Source organism: Geodermatophilus sp. URMC 64 (genome assembly GCF_053502555.1).
The window spans coordinates 2,854,898-2,875,298 of sequence record NZ_CP199955.1 but is presented as its reverse complement, the minus strand read 5'-3'; the positions used below and the strand labels follow the sequence as shown (position 1 = coordinate 2,875,298).

Below are 20,401 nucleotides of genomic sequence, written 5' to 3'. Positions count from 1 at the left end.
GCATGGCCACCCCCAGCGACCGCCGCTACACCGACCAGCACGAGTGGGCCCTGGTCCAGGGCGAGGACGGCGGTGCGACGGTGGTGCGGGTCGGGATCACCGACCACGCGCAGGACGCGCTCGGCGACATCGTCTACGTCCAGCTGCCCGACGTCGGTGAGGAGGTCACGCCGGGCACCGCGATCGGCGAGGTGGAGTCCACCAAGTCCGTGTCCGACGTCTACTCGCCGGTGACCGGCGTGGTGGCCGCGGTCAACGACCGGCTGGCCGACGCACCGGAGACCATCAACGCCGACCCGTACGGCGAGGGCTGGCTGGTCGAGATCCGCGTGGAGGGCGGCGACCCCACCGGGAGCCTGCTCGACGCCGACGCGTACCAGGCGCTGGTCGACGCGTCCTGATCGGAGCGGACTCCGGGCGTTGCGGGCACATCGCGCTCACTATGCTCTCGGGACGGGCCTCGGCCCGAACCCTCCGACGACCGGTCGGAGGGCCCCCGACCCTCACCCTGTACGTCCGGTTGACCCTCGGGCCGACCGGCTGATTCGATGACCCACGGCCCGCCGTGACCCCACGGAGGCCGACCCGCGACGGGCTGACCGGCCCGTCGTCAGCCGGCCGCCCGCGGCCACATCCCTGGCCCGCGGCGGTGCCTTCTTGCACCGGAGGAGACAGACGTGCACTGCACTCGTTGTGGCCACAACAACCCCGAGGGCAGTCGCTTCTGCGCGCAGTGCGGTGCGGCCCTGTCGCAGGAGCGCGTGGGGGAGTCGACCAGCGTCATCCCCAAGGTCGGCGGCGAGGACTCCGGCGAGCAGGCCGAGGTCAGCGCCGACACGGCGGTCGACGCCCACGCCGGCGCGGTCGAGTCGCTGCCGGCCGGCTCGGCGCTGCTGGTGGTCAAGCGCGGCCCGAACGCAGGCAGCCGGTTCCTGCTCGACCAGGACGTCACCACGGCCGGCCGGCACCCGGACAGCGACATCTTCCTCGACGACGTCACCGTCAGCCGGCGGCACGTGGAGTTCCACCGCGAGGGCGGCGGCTTCTCCGTGCACGACGTGGGCAGCCTCAACGGCACCTACGTCAACCGCGAGCCGGTCGACGTCGCCACCCTCGCCGGGGGTGACGAGGTGCAGATCGGCAAGTTCCGGCTGGTCTACCTCACCGGTCCGCGGACCGGCGAGCCCGCCGCCCGCTGACCGGTGCCCGAACCGCGCGAGAGCGCGATCGGGAACGCCGCCGACCAGCACACACCTCGCCTGACCATCGGGGAGGTGCTGGCTGTTCTTCGCGACGACTTCCCCGACGTGACGATCAGCAAGATCCGCTACCTGGAGTCCGAGGACCTCGTCCACCCCCAGCGCACGCCGTCGGGGTACCGGAAGTTCTCCTCGGCCGACGTGGCCCGGCTGCGCTACGTGCTCGCCGCGCAGCGCGACCACTACCTGCCGCTGAGGGTGATCAAGGAGCACCTGGAGGCGCTGGACCGCGGCGAGCCGCTGCCCGCGTCGGCCACCGGGCCGGTCTCCGTGCCGCCGCCGGCCGGTGCGGGTCCCGACGGGCCGGAGGACGACGGCGGTGGCGCGCCGCTGCCGGCCGAGCAGTTCGCCCGCGCGGCCGGGCTGGAGCCGGAGCAGCTGGCCGACTGCGTCCAGTTCGGTCTGCTCGTCCCGGACAAGAAGGGCCGGCACCCGGCGGCCGACCTCCCGGTCGCCCGCGCCGCAGCGGGGCTGGCCCGGCACGGCATCGAGCCGCGGCACCTGCGGGGTTACAGCAACGGCGCCGACCGCGAGGCCGGCCTGATCGAACAGCTCGTCGCGCCGCTGCTCCGGGCCCGGTCGGAGGAGTCGCGGGCCCGCGCCACGGAGAAGCTGCGGGAGCTCGCGGCGCTGTCCGCGCAGCTGCACACAGCCCTGCTGGAGGCACGACTCCGGGACCTCCTCCGCCCATAGGTCGGGCGTACCGTGAACGCGTCGGACGCCGGGCCGGGCAGCTGCCCGGCCCGCTGACCGGGCGCCTGACAGACCGACCGCCCGCTACCCCCGGGCCGCAGCTGAGGGAGCCGTACCGTGCAGGAGCTTCGAGTCGTCGGCGTCCGCGTGGAGCTGCCGGGCAACCAGCCGATCCTGCTGCTCAAGGAGACGCAGGGCGAGCGGTACCTCCCCATCTGGATCGGCGCGGTGGAGGCCGCCGCGATCGCGTTCGAGCAGCAGGGCGTGCGCCCCGCCCGGCCGATGACGCACGACCTCCTCAAGGACGTCGTCCGCGCGCTCGGCGCGACGCTGGAGGCGGTGAACATCACCGAGATGCGCGACGGCATCTACATCGCCGAGCTGGTGTTCGGCGACGACCGCGTGGTCAGCGCCCGCCCGTCGGACGCCGTCGCCCTCGCCGTGCGCACCGGCGCGCCGATCTTCGGGGCCGAGGACCTGCTGGACGAGGTCGGCATCGAGATCCCCGACGAGCAGGAGGACGAGGTCGAGAAGTTCCGCGAGTTCCTCGACCAGATCTCGCCCGAGGACTTCGGCGCCGGCTCCGGCTCCGGCGGCTGACGACCGGGTGACCAGGGCCGACGGTCCCGGGGGTCCCGATTCGGTCACGTCCGTTACGGCGGCCCGACCCGATGACGGTGGCACGGTAGGGTCACCGCACCCAACCCCGACGGGTGAGCGCCGCGACACGCCGCCTTCCTCAGTTGACCCACTCCAGGGCCCGGCTTACGGTCGGCGAACAACAACGGTGTGACACCTGAGGTTGGTGGGTGTAGCGCCGGGGTCCACCGCCGCAGCTGCGGGCCGGGACATGAGGAGGACGCTGGACGTGAGCGACCAGAGCAACGGCTCCCAGGGTCAGCTCTTCAGCGACGCCGCGGTCGGCGCGCCTGCCTACGACGAGGTGGACACCGACCTGGTGGGGTACCGCGGTCCCACCGCGTGCGCCGCGGCGGGGATCACCTACCGCCAGCTCGACTACTGGGCCCGCACCGGCCTGGTCGCCCCGTCGGTGCGCACCGCCACCGGCTCGGGCACCCAGCGGCTGTACTCCTTCCGCGACATCCTCGTGCTCAAGGTGGTCAAGCGGCTGCTCGACACCGGCGTCTCGCTGCAGAACATCCGCAAGGCCGTCGACCACCTGCGCAACCGCGGGATCAAGGACCTCGCCAACGTCACCCTCTTCTCCGACGGGGCGACCGTCTACGAGTGCACCTCGGCCGAGGAGGTCGTCGACCTGCTCGCCGGCGGGCAGGGCGTGTTCGGCATCGCGGTCTCCGGTGCGCTGCGCGAGCTCTCCGGCGACATCGCCGAGCTCCCCGCCGAGCGGCTCGACGGCGGCCCGGCGCACCACGGGGACGACGAGCTGTCCCAGCGCCGCCGCGCCCGCCGAGCGGCTGTGTAGTTCGCTCGGCCTCCGGCCGACACCGCGGCCAGGTGCCGTACCCCTGGGTCGCCTCCGGCTGGCACCTCGCGCCCGCTGGTAGCGTGCAGGTAGTGACCGACCGTGCACCACTGACCGGGTCGCTGCCCTCGCTGGCCGCCCTGGACCCCTCCGGTTCCTTCGCTGCCCGCCACATCGGCCCGCGCGCCGACGAGACGGCGGCCATGCTCGCCGCCGTCGGCTTCGACTCCCTGGACGCGCTGGTGGACGCCACCGTGCCCGAGGGCGTGCGCGACCGCGCGCCGCTGAACCTGCCGCCCGCCGCCGACGAGTTCGCCGTCCTGGCCCAGCTGCGCGAGCGCGCCGAGGCCAACGTGGTCTACACCTCGATGATCGGGTTGGGGTACCACGGCACGGTCACCCCGGCGGTGATCCAGCGGAACATCCTCGAGAACCCGGCCTGGTACACCGCCTACACGCCCTACCAGCCGGAGATCAGCCAGGGCCGGCTCGAGGCGCTGCTGAACTTCCAGACGATGGTCGCCGACCTGACCGGCCTGCCGGTCGCCGGCGCCTCGATGCTGGACGAGGCGACCGCCGCGGCCGAGGCGATGACGCTGGTGCGCCGCGCCGGCCGGGCGAAGCCGGACGCCGTCTTCGTCGTCGACGCCGACACGCTGCCGCAGACCCTCGCCGTGCTGGAGACCCGCGCGGAGCCGCTGGGCATCCGGCTGTACGTCACCGACCTCTCCGCCGGCTGGCCCGCCGACCTGCCCGAGGCCGGTGCCTTCGGCGTGCTGCTGTCCTACCCGGGGGCCAGCGGCGCGGTCCGCGACCACCGGGCGCTCGCCGCCGCCGCGCACGACGCCGGGGCGGCCGTCGTCGTCGCGGCCGACCTGCTGGCGCTGACCCTGCTGGAGGCGCCGGGGGAGTGGGGCGCCGACGTCGCCTGCGGCACCACCCAGCGCTTCGGCGTCCCGCTGGGCTTCGGCGGCCCGCACGCCGGCTACCTGTCGGTGCGCGAGGGCCTGGCCCGGCAGCTGCCCGGGCGGCTGGTCGGCGTCTCGGTCGACGCCGACGGCGACGTCGCCTACCGGCTGGCGCTGCAGACCCGCGAGCAGCACATCCGCCGCGAGAAGGCGACCAGCAACATCTGCACCGCCCAGGTGCTGCTCGCGGTGATGGCCGGCGCGTACGCCGTCTACCACGGCGCCGAGGGGCTGACCGCGATCGCCGCCCGGGTGCACCGCAGCGCCCAGGCGCTGGCCGGCTGGCTGACCGCCGGCGGCCTGGAGCTCGTGCACGAGTCCTTCTTCGACACCCTCTCCGTCCGGGTGCCGGGCCGGGCCGCCGACGTCGTCGCCGCGGCCGCGCAGCGGCGGATCAACCTCCGGCAGGTCGACGCCGACACCGTCTCGGTCGCCTGCGACGAGCTGACGACGCCGGAGATCCTGAGGGCGGTCGCGGAGTCCTTCGGCGTGACGCCGGGCGAGCTGCCCGACGGCGGTGCCGACGCGCTCCCGCCGGAGCTGCGCCGCACGACGCCGTTCCTCACGCACCCGGTCTTCTCGGCGCACCGCTCCGAGACCGAGCTGATGCGCTACCTGCGGTCGCTGTCGGACAAGGACCTCGCGCTGGACCGCACGATGATCCCGCTCGGCTCGTGCACCATGAAGCTCAACTCCGCGGTGGAGATGGCCGCGGTGACCTGGCCGGAGTTCGCGGGGATCCACCCGTTCGCCCCCGCCGAGCAGACGCGCGGGTACCGGCGGCTGATCGACGAGCTGTGCGCCGACCTCGCCGAGATCACCGGGTACGCGGCGGTCAGCGTGCAGCCCAACGCCGGCTCGCAGGGCGAGTTCGCGGGGCTGCTGGCCATCCACCGCTACCACCGCTCGCGCGGCGACGACCAGCGCGACGTCTGCCTGATCCCGAGCTCCGCGCACGGCACCAACGCGGCCAGCGCCGTCATGGCCGGCCTGCGCGTCGTCGTGGTGGCCTGCGACGACGCCGGCAACGTCGACCTGGCCGACCTGCGCGCGAAGGTCGAGCAGCACGCCGAGCGGCTCGCCGCGATCATGCTCACCTACCCGTCGACGCACGGGGTGTTCGAGACCGAGGTGCAGGAGATCTGCGCGGCGGTGCACGACGCCGGCGGTCAGGTCTACGTCGACGGCGCCAACCTCAACGCGATGGTGGGCCTGGCGCGGCCGGGGCGGTTCGGCTCCGACGTCAGCCACCTCAACCTGCACAAGACGTTCTGCATCCCGCACGGCGGCGGTGGCCCGGGGGTCGGCCCGATCGGCGTCGCCGAGCACCTGGTGCCGTTTCTCCCCGGCCACCCGCTGGCCGACACCGGCGGGCAGGGGCCGGCGGTCTCCGCCGCCCCGTGGGGCTCGGCCGGGATCCTGCCCATCTCGTGGGCGTACCTGCGGCTGATGGGCCCCGACGGCCTCGAGCAGGCCACCGAGCACGCGATCCTCGCCGCCAACTACGTGGCGGCCCGGCTGCGGGAGCACTACCCGGTGCTCTACACGGGCGCGACCGGGCTGGTGGCGCACGAGTGCATCCTCGACATCCGCCCGCTGACCAAGGCGACCGGCGTGAGCAACGACGACATCGCCAAGCGGCTGATCGACTTCGGCTTCCACGCGCCGACGATGAGCTTCCCGGTCGCGGGGACGCTGATGGTCGAGCCCACCGAGAGCGAGGACAAGGGCGAGCTCGACCGGTTCGTCGAGGCGATGGCGACGATCCGCGCGGAGATCGAGAAGGTCGCCACGGGCGAGTACGACAAGGCCGACAACCCGCTGCGCAACGCCCCCCACACGCTGGCCATGGTGGCGGGGGAGTGGGACCGTCCCTATCCGCGCAGCGTGGCGGTGCACCCGGTGCCGGGGCTGCGCACGCGGCAGTACCTCAGCCCGGTGCGGCGCATCGACCAGGCCTACGGCGACCGGCACCTGGTGTGCGCGTGCCCGTCGCCGGAGGCGTTCGCCGAGCCGGACCCGGCCGAGATCGCGGCCGACCTCGCCGGTCAGCGCGACGTCGCCCGTGCCGACGGCGCGCCCGACGACCTGGGGACGACGGCCGACGTAGTGGCCGGCCAGGCGTAGGGATGGCCCCGCTGCAGGGGCCCGGCGCGAGCGTGCGAGCGACGGGGGGCAGCGGGGTCCTCTGTCAGACGAGCTCGGGGGTCCGCCAGGTGTGGTGGTCGCCGAACGCCCGGCCGTCCGGGAGCAGCTGGCCGTCGTCGTCGAAGAGGACGACGCCGTTGCAGAGCAGGCGCCAACCCTGCTCCGGGTGGCTCACGAGCACGGCGGCGAGGTCACGGCTCTCGCTGTCGGCGTCAGGGCACGCAGTCGTGTGGTGGCACATCGGATCCCCCTGGGAAGAGCACGGCGGGTCGGCCGGAATTACTGTTCGTATTCGTCCCGTTACGGGACTTCCTGAAGTGTGCTCGTGCTCACACGCCCTTGTCAGGTGACGAAAGCCACGACGTCACCCCGACGGGTGGGCAGGTCTCGCCATGGCGGGACGCGCGGCACGCGGCGCAGCATGCCGACGGCGCGCGCGGCCTCAGAGCTTGCGCAGCAGCACCCGGCGCACGGAGTGGTCGGCGGACTTCTGCAGCACCAGCCGGGCACGTGAGCGCGTGGGGGCGATGTTGGACCGCAGGTTCGGCCCGTTGACCGCCGCCCAGATGCCCAGCGCGGTCTCGCGGGCCTGCTCGTCGGAGAGGTCGGCGAAGCGGTGGAAGTAGGCCGAGGAGTCGGCGAACGCCGTCCGCCGCAGCGCCAGGAACCGGTCGACGTACCACTGCTGGATGTCGGCCTCGGCGGCGTCGACGTAGACGGAGAAGTCGAAGAAGTCGGAGGCGAACACCTCCGGCGCCGTCCCGTCGGCGCGCTGTCCGGCCTGCAGCACGTTGAGGCCCTCGAGCACGAGGATGTCGGGCCGGTCCACCGTCTGCCGGGCGCCGGGCACGATGTCGTAGGACTGGTGGGAGTACACCGGCGCGGACACCTCCGGCCGGCCGGACTTCACGTCGGCGAGGAAGCGCAGCAGCGCCCGCCGGTCGTAGCTCTCCGGGAAGCCCTTGCGGCCGAGCAGGCCGCGGGCCTCGAGGGCGGCGTTGGGCAGCAGGAACCCGTCGGTGGTGACCAGGTCGACGCGCGGGCGGCCCGGCCCGGCCGCCAGCAGCGTCTGCAGCAGGCGGGCGGTGGTGCTCTTGCCGACGGCGACGCTGCCGGCGACGGCGATGACGAACGGCACCTTCTCGGTGGAGTCCCCGAGGTAGGCGTGCTGCGCGGCCCACAACCGGCGGCTGGCCGTCACGTGCAGGTCCAGCAGCCCGGCCAGCGGCAGGTAGACGGTGGCCACCTCGTCGAGGTCGATGCGGTCGCCGAGCGAGGCCAGCGAGCGCAGCCCGGCCTCGTCCAGGGGCAGCCGGGAGCCGGCGGCGAGCGCTCGCCACGAGCCGCGGTCGAACACGGCGTAGGGCGAGATCTGGTGTCGCGTACCGGCCGTCACGCCTGACATGGTGCCGTCCCCGTCCCCGGGGTCACCCGGCCGGGTGGGGGAGCGGTCCGGATCGCCCGGATCCCGGCGTCCGGCCGCGCGGTCCGTCTACTGTGCCGGTGTGCCGACCCGCCGCGGGATGCTCGACTGCATCGAGCGCTACTTCGCCGCCGCGCCGCTGCCCGACGCCCGGGTCGAGGCCGCGGGCGCGCTCGACGTGCCGATCGGCGACACCGCCTGGCCGTATCCCGCCCGGCCGCGCCCCGGCGCCGGCAAGGTGACGCCCAACGACCTGCGCGCCGCGGTGCTGCTCCAGGAGAGCGGCGGCCTGCCGGTCGGCGTGGAGTGGATCGTCGAGCGGTCGCCGGAGGTCGCCGGGGTGGCCCGCGAGGCCGGGCTCGCGGTCGACGAGCTGCCGCTGCTCGTGGCCGACGACCCGGTCGAGCTGCTGCTGCCCTCCGGCGTGCGGCTCTACCTCGTCGGCGCCGACGACCCCGCCCTGCCGCGCTACGAGCGGGTGGCCACGGTCGCCTTCGCCCACCCGGGCGGCCGGCGCGAGGTCGTCGAGGGCCCGCCGGACACCTCCCACGAGGCGGCGGCGCGGACGGCGGCGCTGCGCGAGCGGATCGCCGCCGGCCGCACCGTGATGATGGTGGCCGTCGAGGACGACGAGCCGGTCGCCGTGGGGTCGCACCAGCCGGTGGACGTCGACGGCACCGAGGTCTCCGAGATCGTCGGCGTCGCGACGCTGCCGCGGCTGCGGGCCCGCGGCCTGGGCGCGGCGCTGGCCTCCGCGCTGACCGCGCACGCCCGGGAGACCGCCGACCTGGTCTTCCTCACCGCCGGGGACGACGACGTCGCCCGCGTCTACGAGCGGGTCGGCTTCGCCCGCCTCGCCACGACCGGCGTCGCGGAGCCCCCCGACCAGGCCCTCTAGCCCCGGCCCCGTCCCGGGCAGGCCCCCCTGCAGGGTCCCCCGCCGAGCGTGCGAGGCGTGGGGGGCAGGGCGTCCTTCTACTGCTCGTAGGTCGCGACGAGGGTCGCGCGGGCGAGGGTGTGGCCGTACAGGTTGAACCCGTGGAAGGCCGGCGACGCCTCCGCCGGCACGCCCATGTCGTCCGTGTCGAGCGCGTGGACGACGAAGAAGTAGCGGTGCGGCCCGTGGCCGGCCGGCGGGGCCGCGCCGATGTACCCGGCGAAGCCGCCGTCGTTGCGCAGCATGTACGCGCCCTCCGGCAGGTTCGCGCCGCCCTCCTCGCCCGCGCCGCTGGGCAGCTCGGTGACCGACGCCGGGATCCGGGTGACGACCCAGTGCCAGAAGCCGCTCACCGTCGGGGCGTCCGGGTCGTAGCAGGTGACCGCGAACCCCCGCGTCTCCTCCGGAAAACCCGACCAGGACAGCTGGGGGGAGCGGTCCTCGCCACCCTCGACCCCGAACCGCCCGCTGGTGTGCGGCATCGGCAGGGTCTGGCCCTCGGAGCACTCGGTGCTGGTGACGGAGAAGCTCGGCACCTGGGGCAGGAAGTCGTACGGGTTCGGCGGCACGGGCCGGTCGGCCATCGGGAGCTCCTCGGTCTCGGGTGTGCGGGAACGGCGTTCGCCGTCCTGACCGCGACCCTAGGCACGGGGACAAGAGCCCGCCCGCCGGCGGTGCAGCGCTCAACCAGTCAGCTCGGCGAGCCGCCCCTGCAGGAAGGCGCGGTCACCGGCGTCGACCGCGAGGAGGAGCGCGCGGCGGTAGTCGGCCGCGGCGGCCGCCTGGTCGCCGCTGCGGCGGCGCAGTTCCGCCCGGGCGGCGGGCAGCCACGGGTAGCGGGCCAGCGCCGGGTCGTCGGCGACGGCCTCGATCGCCCGCAGCCCGGCCATCGGGCCGTCGACCTCGGCGACCGCGACGGCGCGGTTGAGCGCCACCACGGGGGTCGGCCACTCGGCCAGCAGCGCGTCGTAGAGGCGCAGCACCTGCGGCCAATCGGTCGCGGCCGCGTCCGGCGCCCGCGCGTGCTCCGCCGCGATCGCCGCCTGCAGCGTGAACCGGCCGGCGGGGTGCGGCATCAGCGAGCGCACCAGCGCCAGGCCCTCGGCGACGGCGGCGCGGTCCCACCGGCCACGGTCCTGGTCGGCCAGCAGGACCACCGATCCGTCGGCGGCGCGGCGGGCGTCGCTGCGCGCGCCGGTGAGCAGCGCCAGGGCCAGCAGGCCGCGCGCCTCGGTCTCCTCGGGGACCAGCGCGACCAGCGCCCGGGCCAGCAGCAGCGCGCGGGCGGCCAGCCCGTCGTCGGCGCCGGGCGACTCGTGCGCGCAGGTCAGCACCAGGTGCGCGACGTCGAGCGCGCCGGCGACGCGGGCGGCCCGGTCGTCGGGGCCGGGCAGCCGCAGCGGGATCCCGGCGGTGGCGATCTTCTTCTTCGCCCGCGTCAGCCGGGCCGCCGTCGTCGGCTCGGAGGTGAGCATCACGCGGGCGATCTGGGCGGTGGGCACGCCGCACACCGCGCGCAGGGTGAGCGCCAGCCGGGCCTCGGGGGAGAGGGCGGGGTGCGAGCAGAGCAGCACCAGGCGAAGCAGGTCGGCACCCTCGTCGGCGGCGTCGTCCGGAGCCGGGGGAGGGGCGCCGTCCCGGGCCATCCGCTCCACCTCGCCCACCAGGGCGGGCAGCGCCCGGCGCTCGGTGGCCAGCCGGCGCAGCCGGTCGGTCGCCCGGTTGCGGGTGGCCGTGGTCAGCCAGGCGGCGGGGTTGGCGGGGACGCCGTCGGTGCGCCAGGTGCGCAGCGCGGCGGCGAAGGCGTCCTGGACGCACTCCTCGGCGGCGTCGAGGTCGCGCAGCAGGCGCACGGTCGTCGCCACGAGCACCGGCCACTGCGACCGGTGCGCCTGCTCCAGCGCCGTCCCGACGGCGTCCCCTGCCGTCACTCGCCGAACTGCCAGACGGGTCGCACCTCGACCCCGCCCTGGCTGACCGGGCACTGCCGGGCCAGCTCGAGCGCCTGGTCGAGGTCGCGCGCCTCGATCAGGTAGTAGCCGCCGAGGGCCTCCTTGGTCTCGGCGAACGGGCCGTCGGTGAGCACGGGCTCGGCGTCGGCGGCGTCGCGGCGCAGCGTGGACGCGGTATGCGTCGACTGCAGCGCGCTGCCGCCGAGGATCTGGGCGCCCTCGGCCGCGGCGACCGCCTCGGCGAACGCGCCGTGCCGGCCCATCTCCGCCGCGATCTCCTCGTCGGTCGGCGCGGCCCAGCGGGTCTCGTCGTCGTAGAGCAGGAACAGGTACTGCGGCATCTGTCATACCTCCGTGGTGGGGCCGGGCTCTCCGGCCTGCAGCTCTTCGACGTCCGGGATCACGCCGATCGACAGGTCAGCGGCAACTTTTCCTGGGTAGCGTCGCAGCGTGCTCGGTCTCCCGGAGTCCATCCGCGCGTGCCTGTTCGACCTCGACGGCGTCCTCACCCGGACGGCGACGGTGCACTTCGCCGCCTGGAAGCGGACCTTCGACGCCTTCCTGGCCGAGCGGGAACCCGGGGCGCCGGAGTTCACCCAGCTCGACTACAACCGCTACGTCGACGGCCGGCCGCGCGCCGACGGCGTCCGCGCGTTCCTGGAGAGCCGGGGGATCCACCTGCCCGAGGGCAGCCCCAGCGATCCGTGGGAGGCCGGCACCGTGCAGGCCATCGCCACCCGCAAGAACGACGCCGTCCTCCAGGAGCTGGAGGAGCACGGCGTGGAGGTGTATCCCGGCTCGATGCGCTACCTGCGCGCGGTCAAGGACGCCGGCCTGGCCACGGCCGTCGTCACCGCCTCGGCCAACGGCGAGCAGGTCGTGTCGGCCGGGGGCTTCGCCGACCTCATCGACACCCGCGTCGACGGCATCGTCGCGGCCCGCGACGGGCTGCGCGGCAAGCCGCAGCCGGACACCTTCCTCGCCGGCGCGCGGGCGCTGGGCGTCGAGCCGGCGCAGGCGGTCGTCTTCGAGGACGCGCTCTCCGGCGTGGCCGCGGGCCGGGCCGGCGACTTCGGCTACGTCGTCGGCGTCGACCGGGTCGGCCAGGCCGACCAGCTCAAGGAGCACGGGGCGGACGTCGTCGTCACCGACCTCGCGGAGCTGATGGGGGACGACGGTGACTGAGGGGCGGGCCTCGTTCCCGGTCGAGCCGTGGTCGCTGACCGAGGTCGGCCTCGACCACTCCTCGCTGGGCGTGCACGAGTCGGTGTTCGCGCTGGCCAACGGGCACATCGGGATGCGCGGCTCGTTCGAGGAGGGCGAGCCGGTCGTCGTCCCCGGCACCTACCTCAACGGCTTCTTCGAGGAGCGGCCGCTGCCCTACGCCGAGGCCGGCTACGGCTTCCCCGAGCAGGGGCAGACGGTCGTCAACGTCACCGACGGCAAGCTGATCCGGCTGCTGGTGCGCGACTCCCCGCTGGACCTCAACTACGGCGAGATCCTCGAGCACCGGCGCACGCTCGACCTGCGCAACGGGGTGCTGCGGCGGCTGACCGAGTGGCGCTCGCCCAGCGGCCGCACGGTGCGGGTGACCAGCACCCGGCTGGTGTCCCTGGTCCGCCGGTCGATCGCCGCGATCGAGTACCAGGTCGAGGTCGCCGACGAGCTCGGCGACCTCTACGTGGCCCTGCAGTCGGACCTGCTGGCCAACGAGGACGCGCCCACCAGCGAGGTCGAGGACCCGCGTGCGGCGGCCGCGCTGGCCAAGCCGCTGCAGTCGGAGATCGCCGTGGCGCGCGGCCGCCGCGCCGTCCTCGTGCACCGCACGCAGCGCAGCCGGCTGCGCATCGCGGCCGGCATGGACCACTACCTCGAGGTGCCCGACACCAGCACCGAGGACATCGAGGCCACCGGCGACCTCGCCCGGTGGACCCTGGCCGCCCGGCTGCCCCAGGGCAGCTCGCTGCGGATCGTGAAGTACCTGGCCTACGGCTGGTCCTCCCGCCGCTCCGGCGCCGCGCTGCGCGACCAGGTGGAGGCGGCGCTGGCCACCGCGAAGCTGGCCGGCTGGGACAGGCTGCTGCGCGAGCAGCGCGAGCTGCTCGACCAGCACTGGGACGAGGCCGACGTCGAGATCGACGGCGACGACGAGCTGCAGCAGGCCGTGCGGGTCGGCATGTTCCACGTCCTGCAGGCCGGCCTGCGCGCCGAGCGCCAGCCGATCCCGGCCAAGGGGCTGACCGGACCCGGCTACGACGGGCACACCTTCTGGGACACCGAGACCTACGTGCTCCCGGTGCTCACCTACACCGCGCCCGGCGCCGCCCGCGACGCGCTGCGCTGGCGGCACTCCACGCTGGACAAGGCCCGCGAGCGCGCCCGGGTCCTCGGCCTGCGCGGCGCCGCCTTCCCGTGGCGCACCATCCGCGGCGAGGAGACGTCGGGGTACTGGCCGGCGGGGACGGCGGCCTTCCACATCAACGCCGACATCGCCGACGCCGTCGTCCGCTACTGGCACGCGACGCTCGACGAGGACTTCGACCGCGACTTCGGCGCCGAGCTGCTCATCGAGACCGCCCGGCTGTGGGCGTCGCTGGGCCACTTCGACGTCGAGCACGGGTTCCGGATCGACGGGGTGACCGGGCCGGACGAGTACACGGCGGTCGTGGACAACAACGTCTTCACCAACCTCATGGCGCAGCGGAACCTGCGCGAGGCGGCACACGCGGTCAAGCGGCAGCCCGACGTCGCCGGCCGGCTCGACGTGAGCGACGCCGAGGTCGAGACGTGGCTGCGGGCGGCCTCGCTCATGGCGGTGCCCTACGACACCCAGCGCGGGGTGCACATGCAGTCCGACGCCTTCACCCACCACGAGGAGTGGGACTTCGAGAACACCCCGCCGCACAAGTACCCGCTGCTGCTGCACTTCCCGTACTACGACATCTACCGCAAGCAGGTGATCAAGCAGGCCGACCTCGTCATGGCCCTGCACCTGCGCGGGGACGCGTTCACCCTGGACGAGAAGATCGCCGACTTCGCGTACTACGAGGCGCGCACCGTGCGGGACTCGTCGCTGTCGGCGGCGCAGCAGGCGGTGGTGGCCGCCGAGACCGGGCACCTGCAGCTGGCCCACGACTACTGGGGCGAGGCGGCACTGACCGACCTGCAGAACCTGCACCACAACTCCGGGCACGGGTTGCACATCGCCTCGCTGGCCGGCGGCTGGACCGTCGCCGTCGCCGGGTTCGGCGGGATGCGCGACCACTCGGGGGAACTGCTGTTCGCCCCCCGGCTGCCCGAGCGGATCACCCGGCTGCGCTTCCGGGTCGTCTACCAGGGCCGCTGCCTGTCGGTGACCGTCGAGCCGCAGCGGGCGACCTACCGGCTGCGCGAGGGCGACCCGATCGACATCCGCCACCACGGGCGTCAGGTCACCGTCGACCACGAGGACCTGGTGCTGGAGATCCCGCCGCCGCCGACGGTGGAGCCGGTGCGCCAGCCCAAGGGCGCCGAGCCCCGCCGCCGCAGCCGCCCCCGGTCGGACTAGCGGCGACAGCGGGATCACGGGGGCCGCCCAGCGCCGTTCCTGCGACCGTTATCCCTAACAACGATGCGGCATCAGCCGACGAGCCACCAGCCGCCGAGGGCGAGGGTCCCGAGATCGACGAGGAGGAAGAAGCCCACCCAGAGGACGGCGGGCACGCGGGTCAGCCGGGCCAGCTGGTCGGCGTCGGAGTCCGGGACCGCGCGCCGGCGCCGTCCCCGCTGCAGCTCGACCACGGTCTTCGGGGCGGCCAGCAGCAGGAACCAGGTGCCGACGGCGGCGAACGCGGCCTGGCCCGTCGGCGGCAGCCACCACGTGGCGGCGAAGACGACGACCCCGGTGACCAGCACCGACCACAGGCCGTACCAGTTGCGGATCTGCAGCAGCAGGAGGGCCAGCAGGAGCAGCAGCGCCCACAGCAGGCCGACCGCGTGGCCGGTGGCCAGCAGCGCGGCCGCGCCGAGACCGAACAGCCCCGGCCCGACGTAGCCCGCGGCGCAGGTCAGCACCATGCCGAGGCCGGTCGGCCGGCCCGCGGAGACGGTCAGCCCCGAGGTGTCGGAGTGCAGCCGGATGCCCGCCAGCCGCCGGCCGCACACCAGCGCGACCAGCCCGTGCGCGCCCTCGTGCGCGATGGTCACGACGTTGCGGGTGATCCGCCACAGCGCGGGGGAGAGGACCAGCAGGGCCGCGACCGCAGCGGCCGCGAGCAGCACGTTCCTCTCCAGCGTCGGGACGACGGCGGTGACCCGCTCCCAGAACCGCTCGAGGAGCACCGCCGGCCTACCTGCTGTCGACGGCCACGGCGAGCAGGTCGTCCAGCCCGGCCAGCGCGAGGACGCGGGCGGGGGAGCCGGCCGGCTCGACGAGCACGCGCAGCACCCCGTCGCCGGCGCCGGCCCGCGCCGCCGCCTCCAGCAGCAGGCCGACCCCGGCACTGGCCAGGTAGGTGACCCGGCGGAGGTCGACGGTGACCTCGCCGGGCAGCGCGGCCTCCAGCGCGGCGAACAGCTCGGGGCCCAGGGTCCCGGCCGACCGCAGGTCCAGCTCGCCGGCCAGCTCGACGGCGCCGCTCTCCGGGTGCACGGTGAGCCGGGCCTCCGGGCTCCCGCCGTCCGCGGACAGCGAGGGACGGCGGACCCGGGAATCCTCCCGCCCGGCGGTCCGGGCGGGCACCCGGAAGCAGACGGTGGTGCCCCCGCCGGGCGTCGGTTCGACGACGACGTCCTGGGCGAGCCGCCGGATCAGCAGCAGGCCGCGCCCCCGGAAGCCGGGGTCCGCCGGCGCCGGCCGCCACGTGCCGAAGTCCTCGACGCGCACGTCCACCGCGCCGTCGGGCCGCCAGGTCACGCGGAAGGCGCAGTCGCCGGCCGGCGCGTCGCGGTAGGCGTGCTCGACCGCGTTGGCCACGGCCTCGCCGAGCGCCAGCTGCAGGTCCTCGATGGTGTCCTCGGCCAGCCCGGCCTCGGCCGCCCAGGCCAGGACGGTCCGCCGGACCCCGGCCAGCCGCGCGGGGTCGGCGGGCAGCCGGTACGCGAGCGGCGCGGGGATCAGCCGCGCGGCGATGAGCGCGACGTCGTCGGGCTGGTCGGTGTCGGAGAGGATCTCGTGCAGCACGAGGGAGGCCAGCTGCTGGGGCGGCTCCCCGCCGTGCCGGCGCACCGAGGCGGCCAGCCGGTCGAGCCCGGCGTCGAGCGTCTCGCTGCGCCGCTCCACGAGCCCGTCGGTGTAGAGCACGAGGACGGCGCCCGGCTCGATCTCGGCGGTGCCCTCGCCGAACGGGGCCCGCCCGTGCACGCCGAGGACGGTGCCGGTGCCGGCGTCGGCGAGGAACTGCACCTGCCCGCCGGAGAGCAGCAGCGGCGGGGGATGGCCGGCCCGCGCCCACCGGATGACGCCGCGGCTGCGGTCGACGACCAGGCAGGCGGCCGTCGACGCCGTGGCCCCGGGCAGCCGCGCGGCGAAGCGGTCCAGGATCTCCAGCGCCTCGGCCGGGCTGCTGCCGGTGAGCAGGGCGGTCGAGAGCGCGCTGCGCAGCTGGCCCATGACCGCGGCCGCCGCGGGGCCCTGGCCGACGACGTCGCCGACCGCGATCGCGACGCGGTCGTCGTCGAGCTCCACGACGTCGTACCAGTCGCCGCCGGCCTGGGTGCCTTCGGCGCCGGGCAGGTAGCGCGCGGCGAGGGCGAGCCGGTCCAGCGCCGGCAGACCCTGCGGCAGCAGGTTGCGCTGCAGCGTCTCGGCGATGCGCTGCTCCGACCGGTAGAGGCGGGCGCGGTCCAGGGCCTGGGCGCACTGCTCGGCGAGCGCGAGCAGGGTGGCGCGCTCGGTGGCCGTGAGCCGGCGCGGCGCGGTCAGGCCGACGCCGATCACCCCGACCACACCGGAGGGCACCGCCAGGGGCAGCGCCACCCCGCCGGACATGCCCAGCGACCGCATGTTCTCTTCGAGGTCCGGGTGCTGGTCGGGCCGGGCGGCCAGCCACGCCGCCAGGTCCTCGAACCACTGGGCGCGCCGCTCCCGCACGGCCAGGGTCAGCGGGCGTGGGGTGAACAGCGGGATGTCGTCCCAGCGGGCGCGCGCGCCCGCGCGCGGCGCGTCGGGCAGCAGCGACGTGAGCACGCGGCGGGACTCGTCCACCTCGTACACCATGACGGCGCTGCCCTCGCCGAGCAGCTGGCGGATGTGGGCGGCCGCGGTGGCGCCGACCTGGCCGGGCGTGGTGGCGGCCGACAGCGCCGCCGTCGCGCGCTGCAGCAGGGAGAGCCGTTCGGCGCTGGCCCGCTCGTCGGCGAGCAGCAGCGCGTTGTCCACCGCCAGTGCGGCGCGGCCGGCGATCTCCTCGACGAGCGCCTGGTCGTCGCTGCTGAACCCGGGCGCCTCCGGACGGCGGCCGAGGGCGAGGACCGCCAGCACCCGCCCGTGCGCCACGAGCGGAACGGCCATCCGGGAGTTCGCGAGCAACCGCCGACGCAGGTCCGCGGGCCCGGCGTCGCGCGAGCTGATGACCGGCACACTGCGATCCGGCGGCAGCACCACCGTGCGCCGGGTCTCCACCGCCTGCAGCACCGGCGGCGTCTCCTCGTCGAGCGAGGCGATGACGGCCTCGGTCGCCGGATCGAGGGCGGCGACGGCCGCGCGGCGCAGCCGGCCGTCGTCGATGCGCCGGATGTCGCACGCATCGGCGAGCCGGGTCGTGACCAGGAGGCGAGCGAGCTGCCCGAGCTGCTCGTCGACGCCCGCGGCCCGGTCGAGCGCCGCGCCCACGCCGGCGAGCAGGCTCTGCCGCTGGCTCTCCTGGTACCGGGCGTTGATGTCGGTGCAGCTGCCGACGTACCCGGTGTGCCCGTCGCCGCCGCCCAGCGGCACCGCCCGCTCCAGCAGCCAGTGGTAGGCCCCGTCGGCCCGGCGCAGCCGGTACTCGACCTCCCAGGGCCGGTGGCCGGCCGACGCCGCGGACACCACCTCGAGGTAGCGGTCCCGGTCCTCGGGGTGCAGCCGGCTGCGCCAGCCGTTGTGCAGGTCCTCGGCGCCCGAGGAGCCGGTGAACTCCTGCCAGCCGGCGTTGAGGAAGACCCGCCGTCCCCCGGCGTCGGTCACCCAGATCAGCGCGGGGGCGAGGTCGGCCATGGCGCGGAAGCGCTCCTCGGCCTCGCGGCGGACCCGGCCGAGCTCGACGTGCGCCCCGACCCGGGCCATCAGCTCGCGGGCGGAGAACGGCTTCACGAGGTAGTCGTCGGCGCCGGCCGCCAGCCCCTCGACCGCGGCCTCCTGGCCGGCCCGTGCCGACAGCAGCAGGACCGGGACGCGCGCCGTGCGGTCGTCGGCCCGCAGCCCGGCGACCAGGCCCATGCCGTCGAGCCGCGGCATCATCACGTCGCTGACGACGAGGTCCGGCGGGGCGGCCAGCGCCGCCTCGAGCGCGGCCTGGCCGTCGGGCACCACCTCGACGCGGTAGCGGGGGCTGAGCAGCCGGTAGAGGTACTCGCGCATGTCGGCGTTGTCGTCGGCGACGAGCACCCGCCCGGGCGCCAGGGCGAGCGGGCCGGCCGTGGGATCGGCGCCGGGAACCGGCGGCCCGGCCGGCGCGCCGGGCTCGCCGGAGCCCGGCAGCCAGCGGAGGGCCTCGGCGACGAACGGCGCGGCCGCCGCGGAGACCCCCACCGCGGACGCCTCCGGGGCCACCTGCTCGGGCGGCAGGTGGGCCGAGCCGAGGGGCAGGGTCACCGTGAACGTCGTCCCGGCGCCCTCCTCGCTGTCCACGGCGATGGTGCCGCCGTGCAGCCCGACCAGCTCTCGCACCATCGCCAGGCCGATGCCGCTGCCCTCACCCGAGCGGGCCCGGGCCCGCTCGACGCGGTGGAAGCGCTCGAACAGCCGGGGCAGCTCCTCGGCCGGCACACCGGTGCCGGTGTCCCGCACGGTGAGGACGGCGGAGTCGCCGTCCCGGCGCAGCGCGACGGTGATCGCGCCCTCGAAGGTGAACTTGACCGCGTTGGACAGCAGGTTGAGGACGACCTTCTCCCACATGTCGCGGTCGACGAACACCGGGGTGTCCAGGGGCGGGCAGTCGACGTCGAAGCGCAGCCCGGCCCGCTCGACGGCCGACCGGAACACGCTGGCCAGCTCCGCGGTGGTCGCGGCCAGGTCCACCGGCTCGAAGCGTGCCTGGATCCGGCCGGCCTGCAGCCGGGAGAAGTCCAGCAGCGTGTTGACCAGCTTGCCCAGGCGCAGCGCGTTGCGTTCGATCACCTCGATCTCCTCGCGCGCCCGGGCGTCCTCGTCGAGGGCGGGGGAGTGCCGCAGCTCGGCGAGCGGGCCCATGATCAGCGTCAGCGGCGTGCGGAACTCGTGGCTGACGTTGGAGAAGAAGTCGGTCTTCGCGCGGTCCAGCTCGGCGAGGGCCTCCGCGCGCCGGCGCTCGGCCTCGTAGCTGCCGGCGGTGACCAGGCCGGAGGCGATCTGGCCGGCCAGCAGGTCGACGAAACCGCGGTAGGCGTCGTCGAACGAGCGGTGCGGGTTCAACCCGACGACGAGGAACCCGGTGACCGGCCCGTGCTCCTGCGCGGACGACGTCAGCGGCACGGCGACGGCCCGCTGGGGCGGGCGGTGCCACGCGCCGGTGGGCAGGCCCGGGAACCGCGCGGCCAGGTTCTCGACGACGACCTGCTCGCCGGCGCGGATGCGGGCCAGCGGCCAGGCCGGCGCGGGGTCGTCGACGCCGATCTCCCGAGGGGCGGCGGGGGAGCCGGGATCGATCCCGGCCGCCGCGCCCAGCCGGGCGGTGCCGTCGTCGTCGATCAGGTAGGTGAGGCTGAACGGCAGGTCGGCCGGGTTGCGGCCCAGCTGGTCGGCCACGGCCCCCAGCACGTCGTCCTCGGTGCGTGCGGACGCGACCGCCGCCGCCAGGTCGCGCAGCGTCGCCATCCGCCGCTCGCCGAGGACCCGACCGGTGGTCTCGGTGACCACGCAGAGCATGCCCACGGTGCGGCCGTCGTCGCTGTCGACCGGGCTGTAGGAGAAGGTGTGGTAGGTCTCCTCGGGGTAGCCGCTGCGCTCCAGGAACAGCAGCAGGTCCTCGTCCCAGGTGGCGACCCCGGTGTCCAGGACCGACCGGATGCGCGGGCCGATGTCCTCCCAGATCTCCGCCCACATCTCCGACGCCGGCCGCCCCAGGGCCCACGGGTGCTTGGCCTGCAGGGTGTCGCGCCAGTAGGCGTCGTTGTAGAAGGCCGTCAGCTCCGGGCCCCACGCGGCCCACATGGAGAACCGCGAGGTCAGGACGATGCGCACGAGGTTGCGCAGCGCCGTGGGCCAGGTCTCCGGAGCGCCGACGGCGGTCTGGCTCCAGTCCCGTTCGGCCATGGCCCGGCCGAGCTCGCCGCCGTTCCGGAAGAGCTGGTCGTCCATTCCCTGGCCACCTCCCTGTGCTCCCGGCTCGGCGCGCTGTCCGGTAGCAGGGTTCCGCCACGGGTCGGTCTCGTTCACCGGTCCGACGCGCCCGATTCTGCCAGCCGGGAAGTCGATCGACTC

General features: G+C 75.1%; 16 protein-coding genes. 9 read left to right on the top strand and 7 right to left on the bottom strand.

Features of this window, described 5'->3' with window-relative positions:
* Window positions 1–2 precede the first annotated feature (2 nt).
* The 6 genes from gcvH (at window position 3) to gcvP (ending at window position 6,491) form a co-directional block, all read left to right on the top strand.
* Window positions 3–401 carry a glycine cleavage system protein GcvH gene (gene gcvH / locus ACWIYF_RS14065; protein ID WP_448623447.1) on the top strand — a complete coding sequence of 133 codons (399 nt, stop codon included), beginning with the start codon at window positions 3–5 and terminating at the stop codon, window positions 399–401.
* Window positions 402–677: 276 nt separating this feature from the next.
* Complete coding sequence (gene odhI, locus ACWIYF_RS14060) at window positions 678–1,199, top strand: oxoglutarate dehydrogenase inhibitor Odhl (RefSeq protein WP_448623446.1); 522 nt, start codon at window positions 678–680, stop codon at window positions 1,197–1,199.
* Window positions 1,200–1,202: 3 nt separating this feature from the next.
* On the top strand, window positions 1,203–1,952 hold the full coding sequence (ftsR, locus tag ACWIYF_RS14055; protein ID WP_448623445.1) for a transcriptional regulator FtsR: 750 nt from the start codon (window positions 1,203–1,205) through the stop codon (window positions 1,950–1,952).
* 117 nt (window positions 1,953–2,069) lie between these two features.
* Window positions 2,070–2,552, top strand: a complete 483-nt coding sequence (locus ACWIYF_RS14050) for a bifunctional nuclease family protein (protein WP_448623444.1) — start codon at window positions 2,070–2,072, stop codon at window positions 2,550–2,552.
* A gap of 268 nt (window positions 2,553–2,820) precedes the next feature.
* Window positions 2,821–3,396: a MerR family transcriptional regulator gene (locus ACWIYF_RS14045; RefSeq protein ID WP_448623443.1), complete on the top strand. Its 576-nt coding sequence runs from the start codon at window positions 2,821–2,823 to the stop codon at window positions 3,394–3,396.
* A 92-nt stretch (window positions 3,397–3,488) separates the two neighbouring features.
* Window positions 3,489–6,491, top strand: a complete 3,003-nt coding sequence (gcvP, locus tag ACWIYF_RS14040) for an aminomethyl-transferring glycine dehydrogenase (protein ID WP_448623442.1) — start codon at window positions 3,489–3,491, stop codon at window positions 6,489–6,491.
* Between the two features lie 64 nt (window positions 6,492–6,555).
* Here the strand turns inward: gcvP and ACWIYF_RS14035 are convergent, their stop codons facing one another.
* On the bottom strand, window positions 6,556–6,753 hold the full coding sequence (locus ACWIYF_RS14035; RefSeq protein ID WP_448623441.1) for a DUF5999 family protein: 198 nt from the start codon (window positions 6,751–6,753) through the stop codon (window positions 6,556–6,558).
* Window positions 6,754–6,954: 201 nt separating this feature from the next.
* Window positions 6,955–7,917 carry a type I pantothenate kinase gene (coaA, locus tag ACWIYF_RS14030; RefSeq protein WP_448623440.1) on the bottom strand — a complete coding sequence of 321 codons (963 nt, stop codon included), beginning with the start codon at window positions 7,915–7,917 and terminating at the stop codon, window positions 6,955–6,957.
* A gap of 100 nt (window positions 7,918–8,017) precedes the next feature.
* On the opposite strand from coaA, the gene ACWIYF_RS14025 reads away from it, so the two are divergent.
* The gene (locus tag ACWIYF_RS14025; RefSeq protein WP_448623439.1) at window positions 8,018–8,833 is read left to right on the top strand and encodes a GNAT family N-acetyltransferase; all 816 of its coding nucleotides are present in this window, start codon (window positions 8,018–8,020) and stop codon (window positions 8,831–8,833) included.
* Between the two features lie 77 nt (window positions 8,834–8,910).
* Here ACWIYF_RS14025 and ACWIYF_RS14020 read toward each other — a convergent pair whose 3' ends face one another.
* From ACWIYF_RS14020 to ACWIYF_RS14010, 3 genes are all read right to left on the bottom strand, one after another.
* A complete protein-coding gene (locus tag ACWIYF_RS14020) occupies window positions 8,911–9,456 on the bottom strand; it encodes a YbhB/YbcL family Raf kinase inhibitor-like protein (protein WP_448623438.1) in 546 nt (181 codons plus the stop codon).
* A gap of 99 nt (window positions 9,457–9,555) precedes the next feature.
* Window positions 9,556–10,803, bottom strand: coding sequence for an RNA polymerase sigma factor (locus ACWIYF_RS14015; RefSeq protein WP_448623437.1), 1,248 nt, complete (start codon window positions 10,801–10,803; stop codon window positions 9,556–9,558).
* Window positions 10,800–11,165 (bottom strand): YciI family protein, encoded by a 366-nt coding sequence (locus ACWIYF_RS14010; protein ID WP_448623436.1) that lies wholly within the window; start codon window positions 11,163–11,165, stop codon window positions 10,800–10,802. Before ACWIYF_RS14010 ends, ACWIYF_RS14015 begins: the two co-directional genes overlap by 4 nt.
* A 109-nt stretch (window positions 11,166–11,274) precedes the next feature.
* Between ACWIYF_RS14010 and ACWIYF_RS14005 the strand changes: the two genes are divergently transcribed.
* On the top strand, window positions 11,275–12,009 hold the full coding sequence (locus tag ACWIYF_RS14005) for an HAD family hydrolase (RefSeq protein WP_448623435.1): 735 nt from the start codon (window positions 11,275–11,277) through the stop codon (window positions 12,007–12,009).
* Window positions 12,002–14,371, top strand: coding sequence for a glycoside hydrolase family 65 protein (locus tag ACWIYF_RS14000; RefSeq protein ID WP_448623434.1), 2,370 nt, complete (start codon window positions 12,002–12,004; stop codon window positions 14,369–14,371). The genes ACWIYF_RS14005 and ACWIYF_RS14000 overlap by 8 nt, the downstream gene beginning before the upstream one ends.
* 71 nt (window positions 14,372–14,442) lie before the next feature.
* On the opposite strand, the gene ACWIYF_RS13995 is transcribed toward ACWIYF_RS14000, so the two are convergent.
* Complete coding sequence (locus ACWIYF_RS13995) at window positions 14,443–15,144, bottom strand: M50 family metallopeptidase (RefSeq protein WP_448623433.1); 702 nt, start codon at window positions 15,142–15,144, stop codon at window positions 14,443–14,445.
* 7 nt (window positions 15,145–15,151) lie between these two features.
* Window positions 15,152–20,278, bottom strand: coding sequence for a SpoIIE family protein phosphatase (locus ACWIYF_RS13990; RefSeq protein WP_448623432.1), 5,127 nt, complete (start codon window positions 20,276–20,278; stop codon window positions 15,152–15,154).
* Between the last annotated feature and the right edge of the window lie 123 nt (window positions 20,279–20,401).

Bases quoted from the DNA above. Each gene is read 5' to 3' on its own strand.
- gcvH (WP_448623447.1), top strand. From the start codon at position 3: ATGGCCACCCCCAGCGACCGCCGCTACACCGACCAGCACGAGTGGGCC.
- ACWIYF_RS14035 (WP_448623441.1), bottom strand. From the start codon at position 6,753: ATGTGCCACCACACGACTGCGTGCCCTGACGCCGACAGCGAGAGCCGT.
- coaA (WP_448623440.1), bottom strand. From the start codon at position 7,917: ATGTCAGGCGTGACGGCCGGTACGCGACACCAGATCTCGCCCTACGCC.
- ACWIYF_RS14020 (WP_448623438.1), bottom strand. From the start codon at position 9,456: ATGGCCGACCGGCCCGTGCCGCCGAACCCGTACGACTTCCTGCCCCAG.
- ACWIYF_RS14010 (WP_448623436.1), bottom strand. From the start codon at position 11,165: ATGCCGCAGTACCTGTTCCTGCTCTACGACGACGAGACCCGCTGGGCC.
- ACWIYF_RS13990 (WP_448623432.1), bottom strand. From the start codon at position 20,278: ATGGACGACCAGCTCTTCCGGAACGGCGGCGAGCTCGGCCGGGCCATG.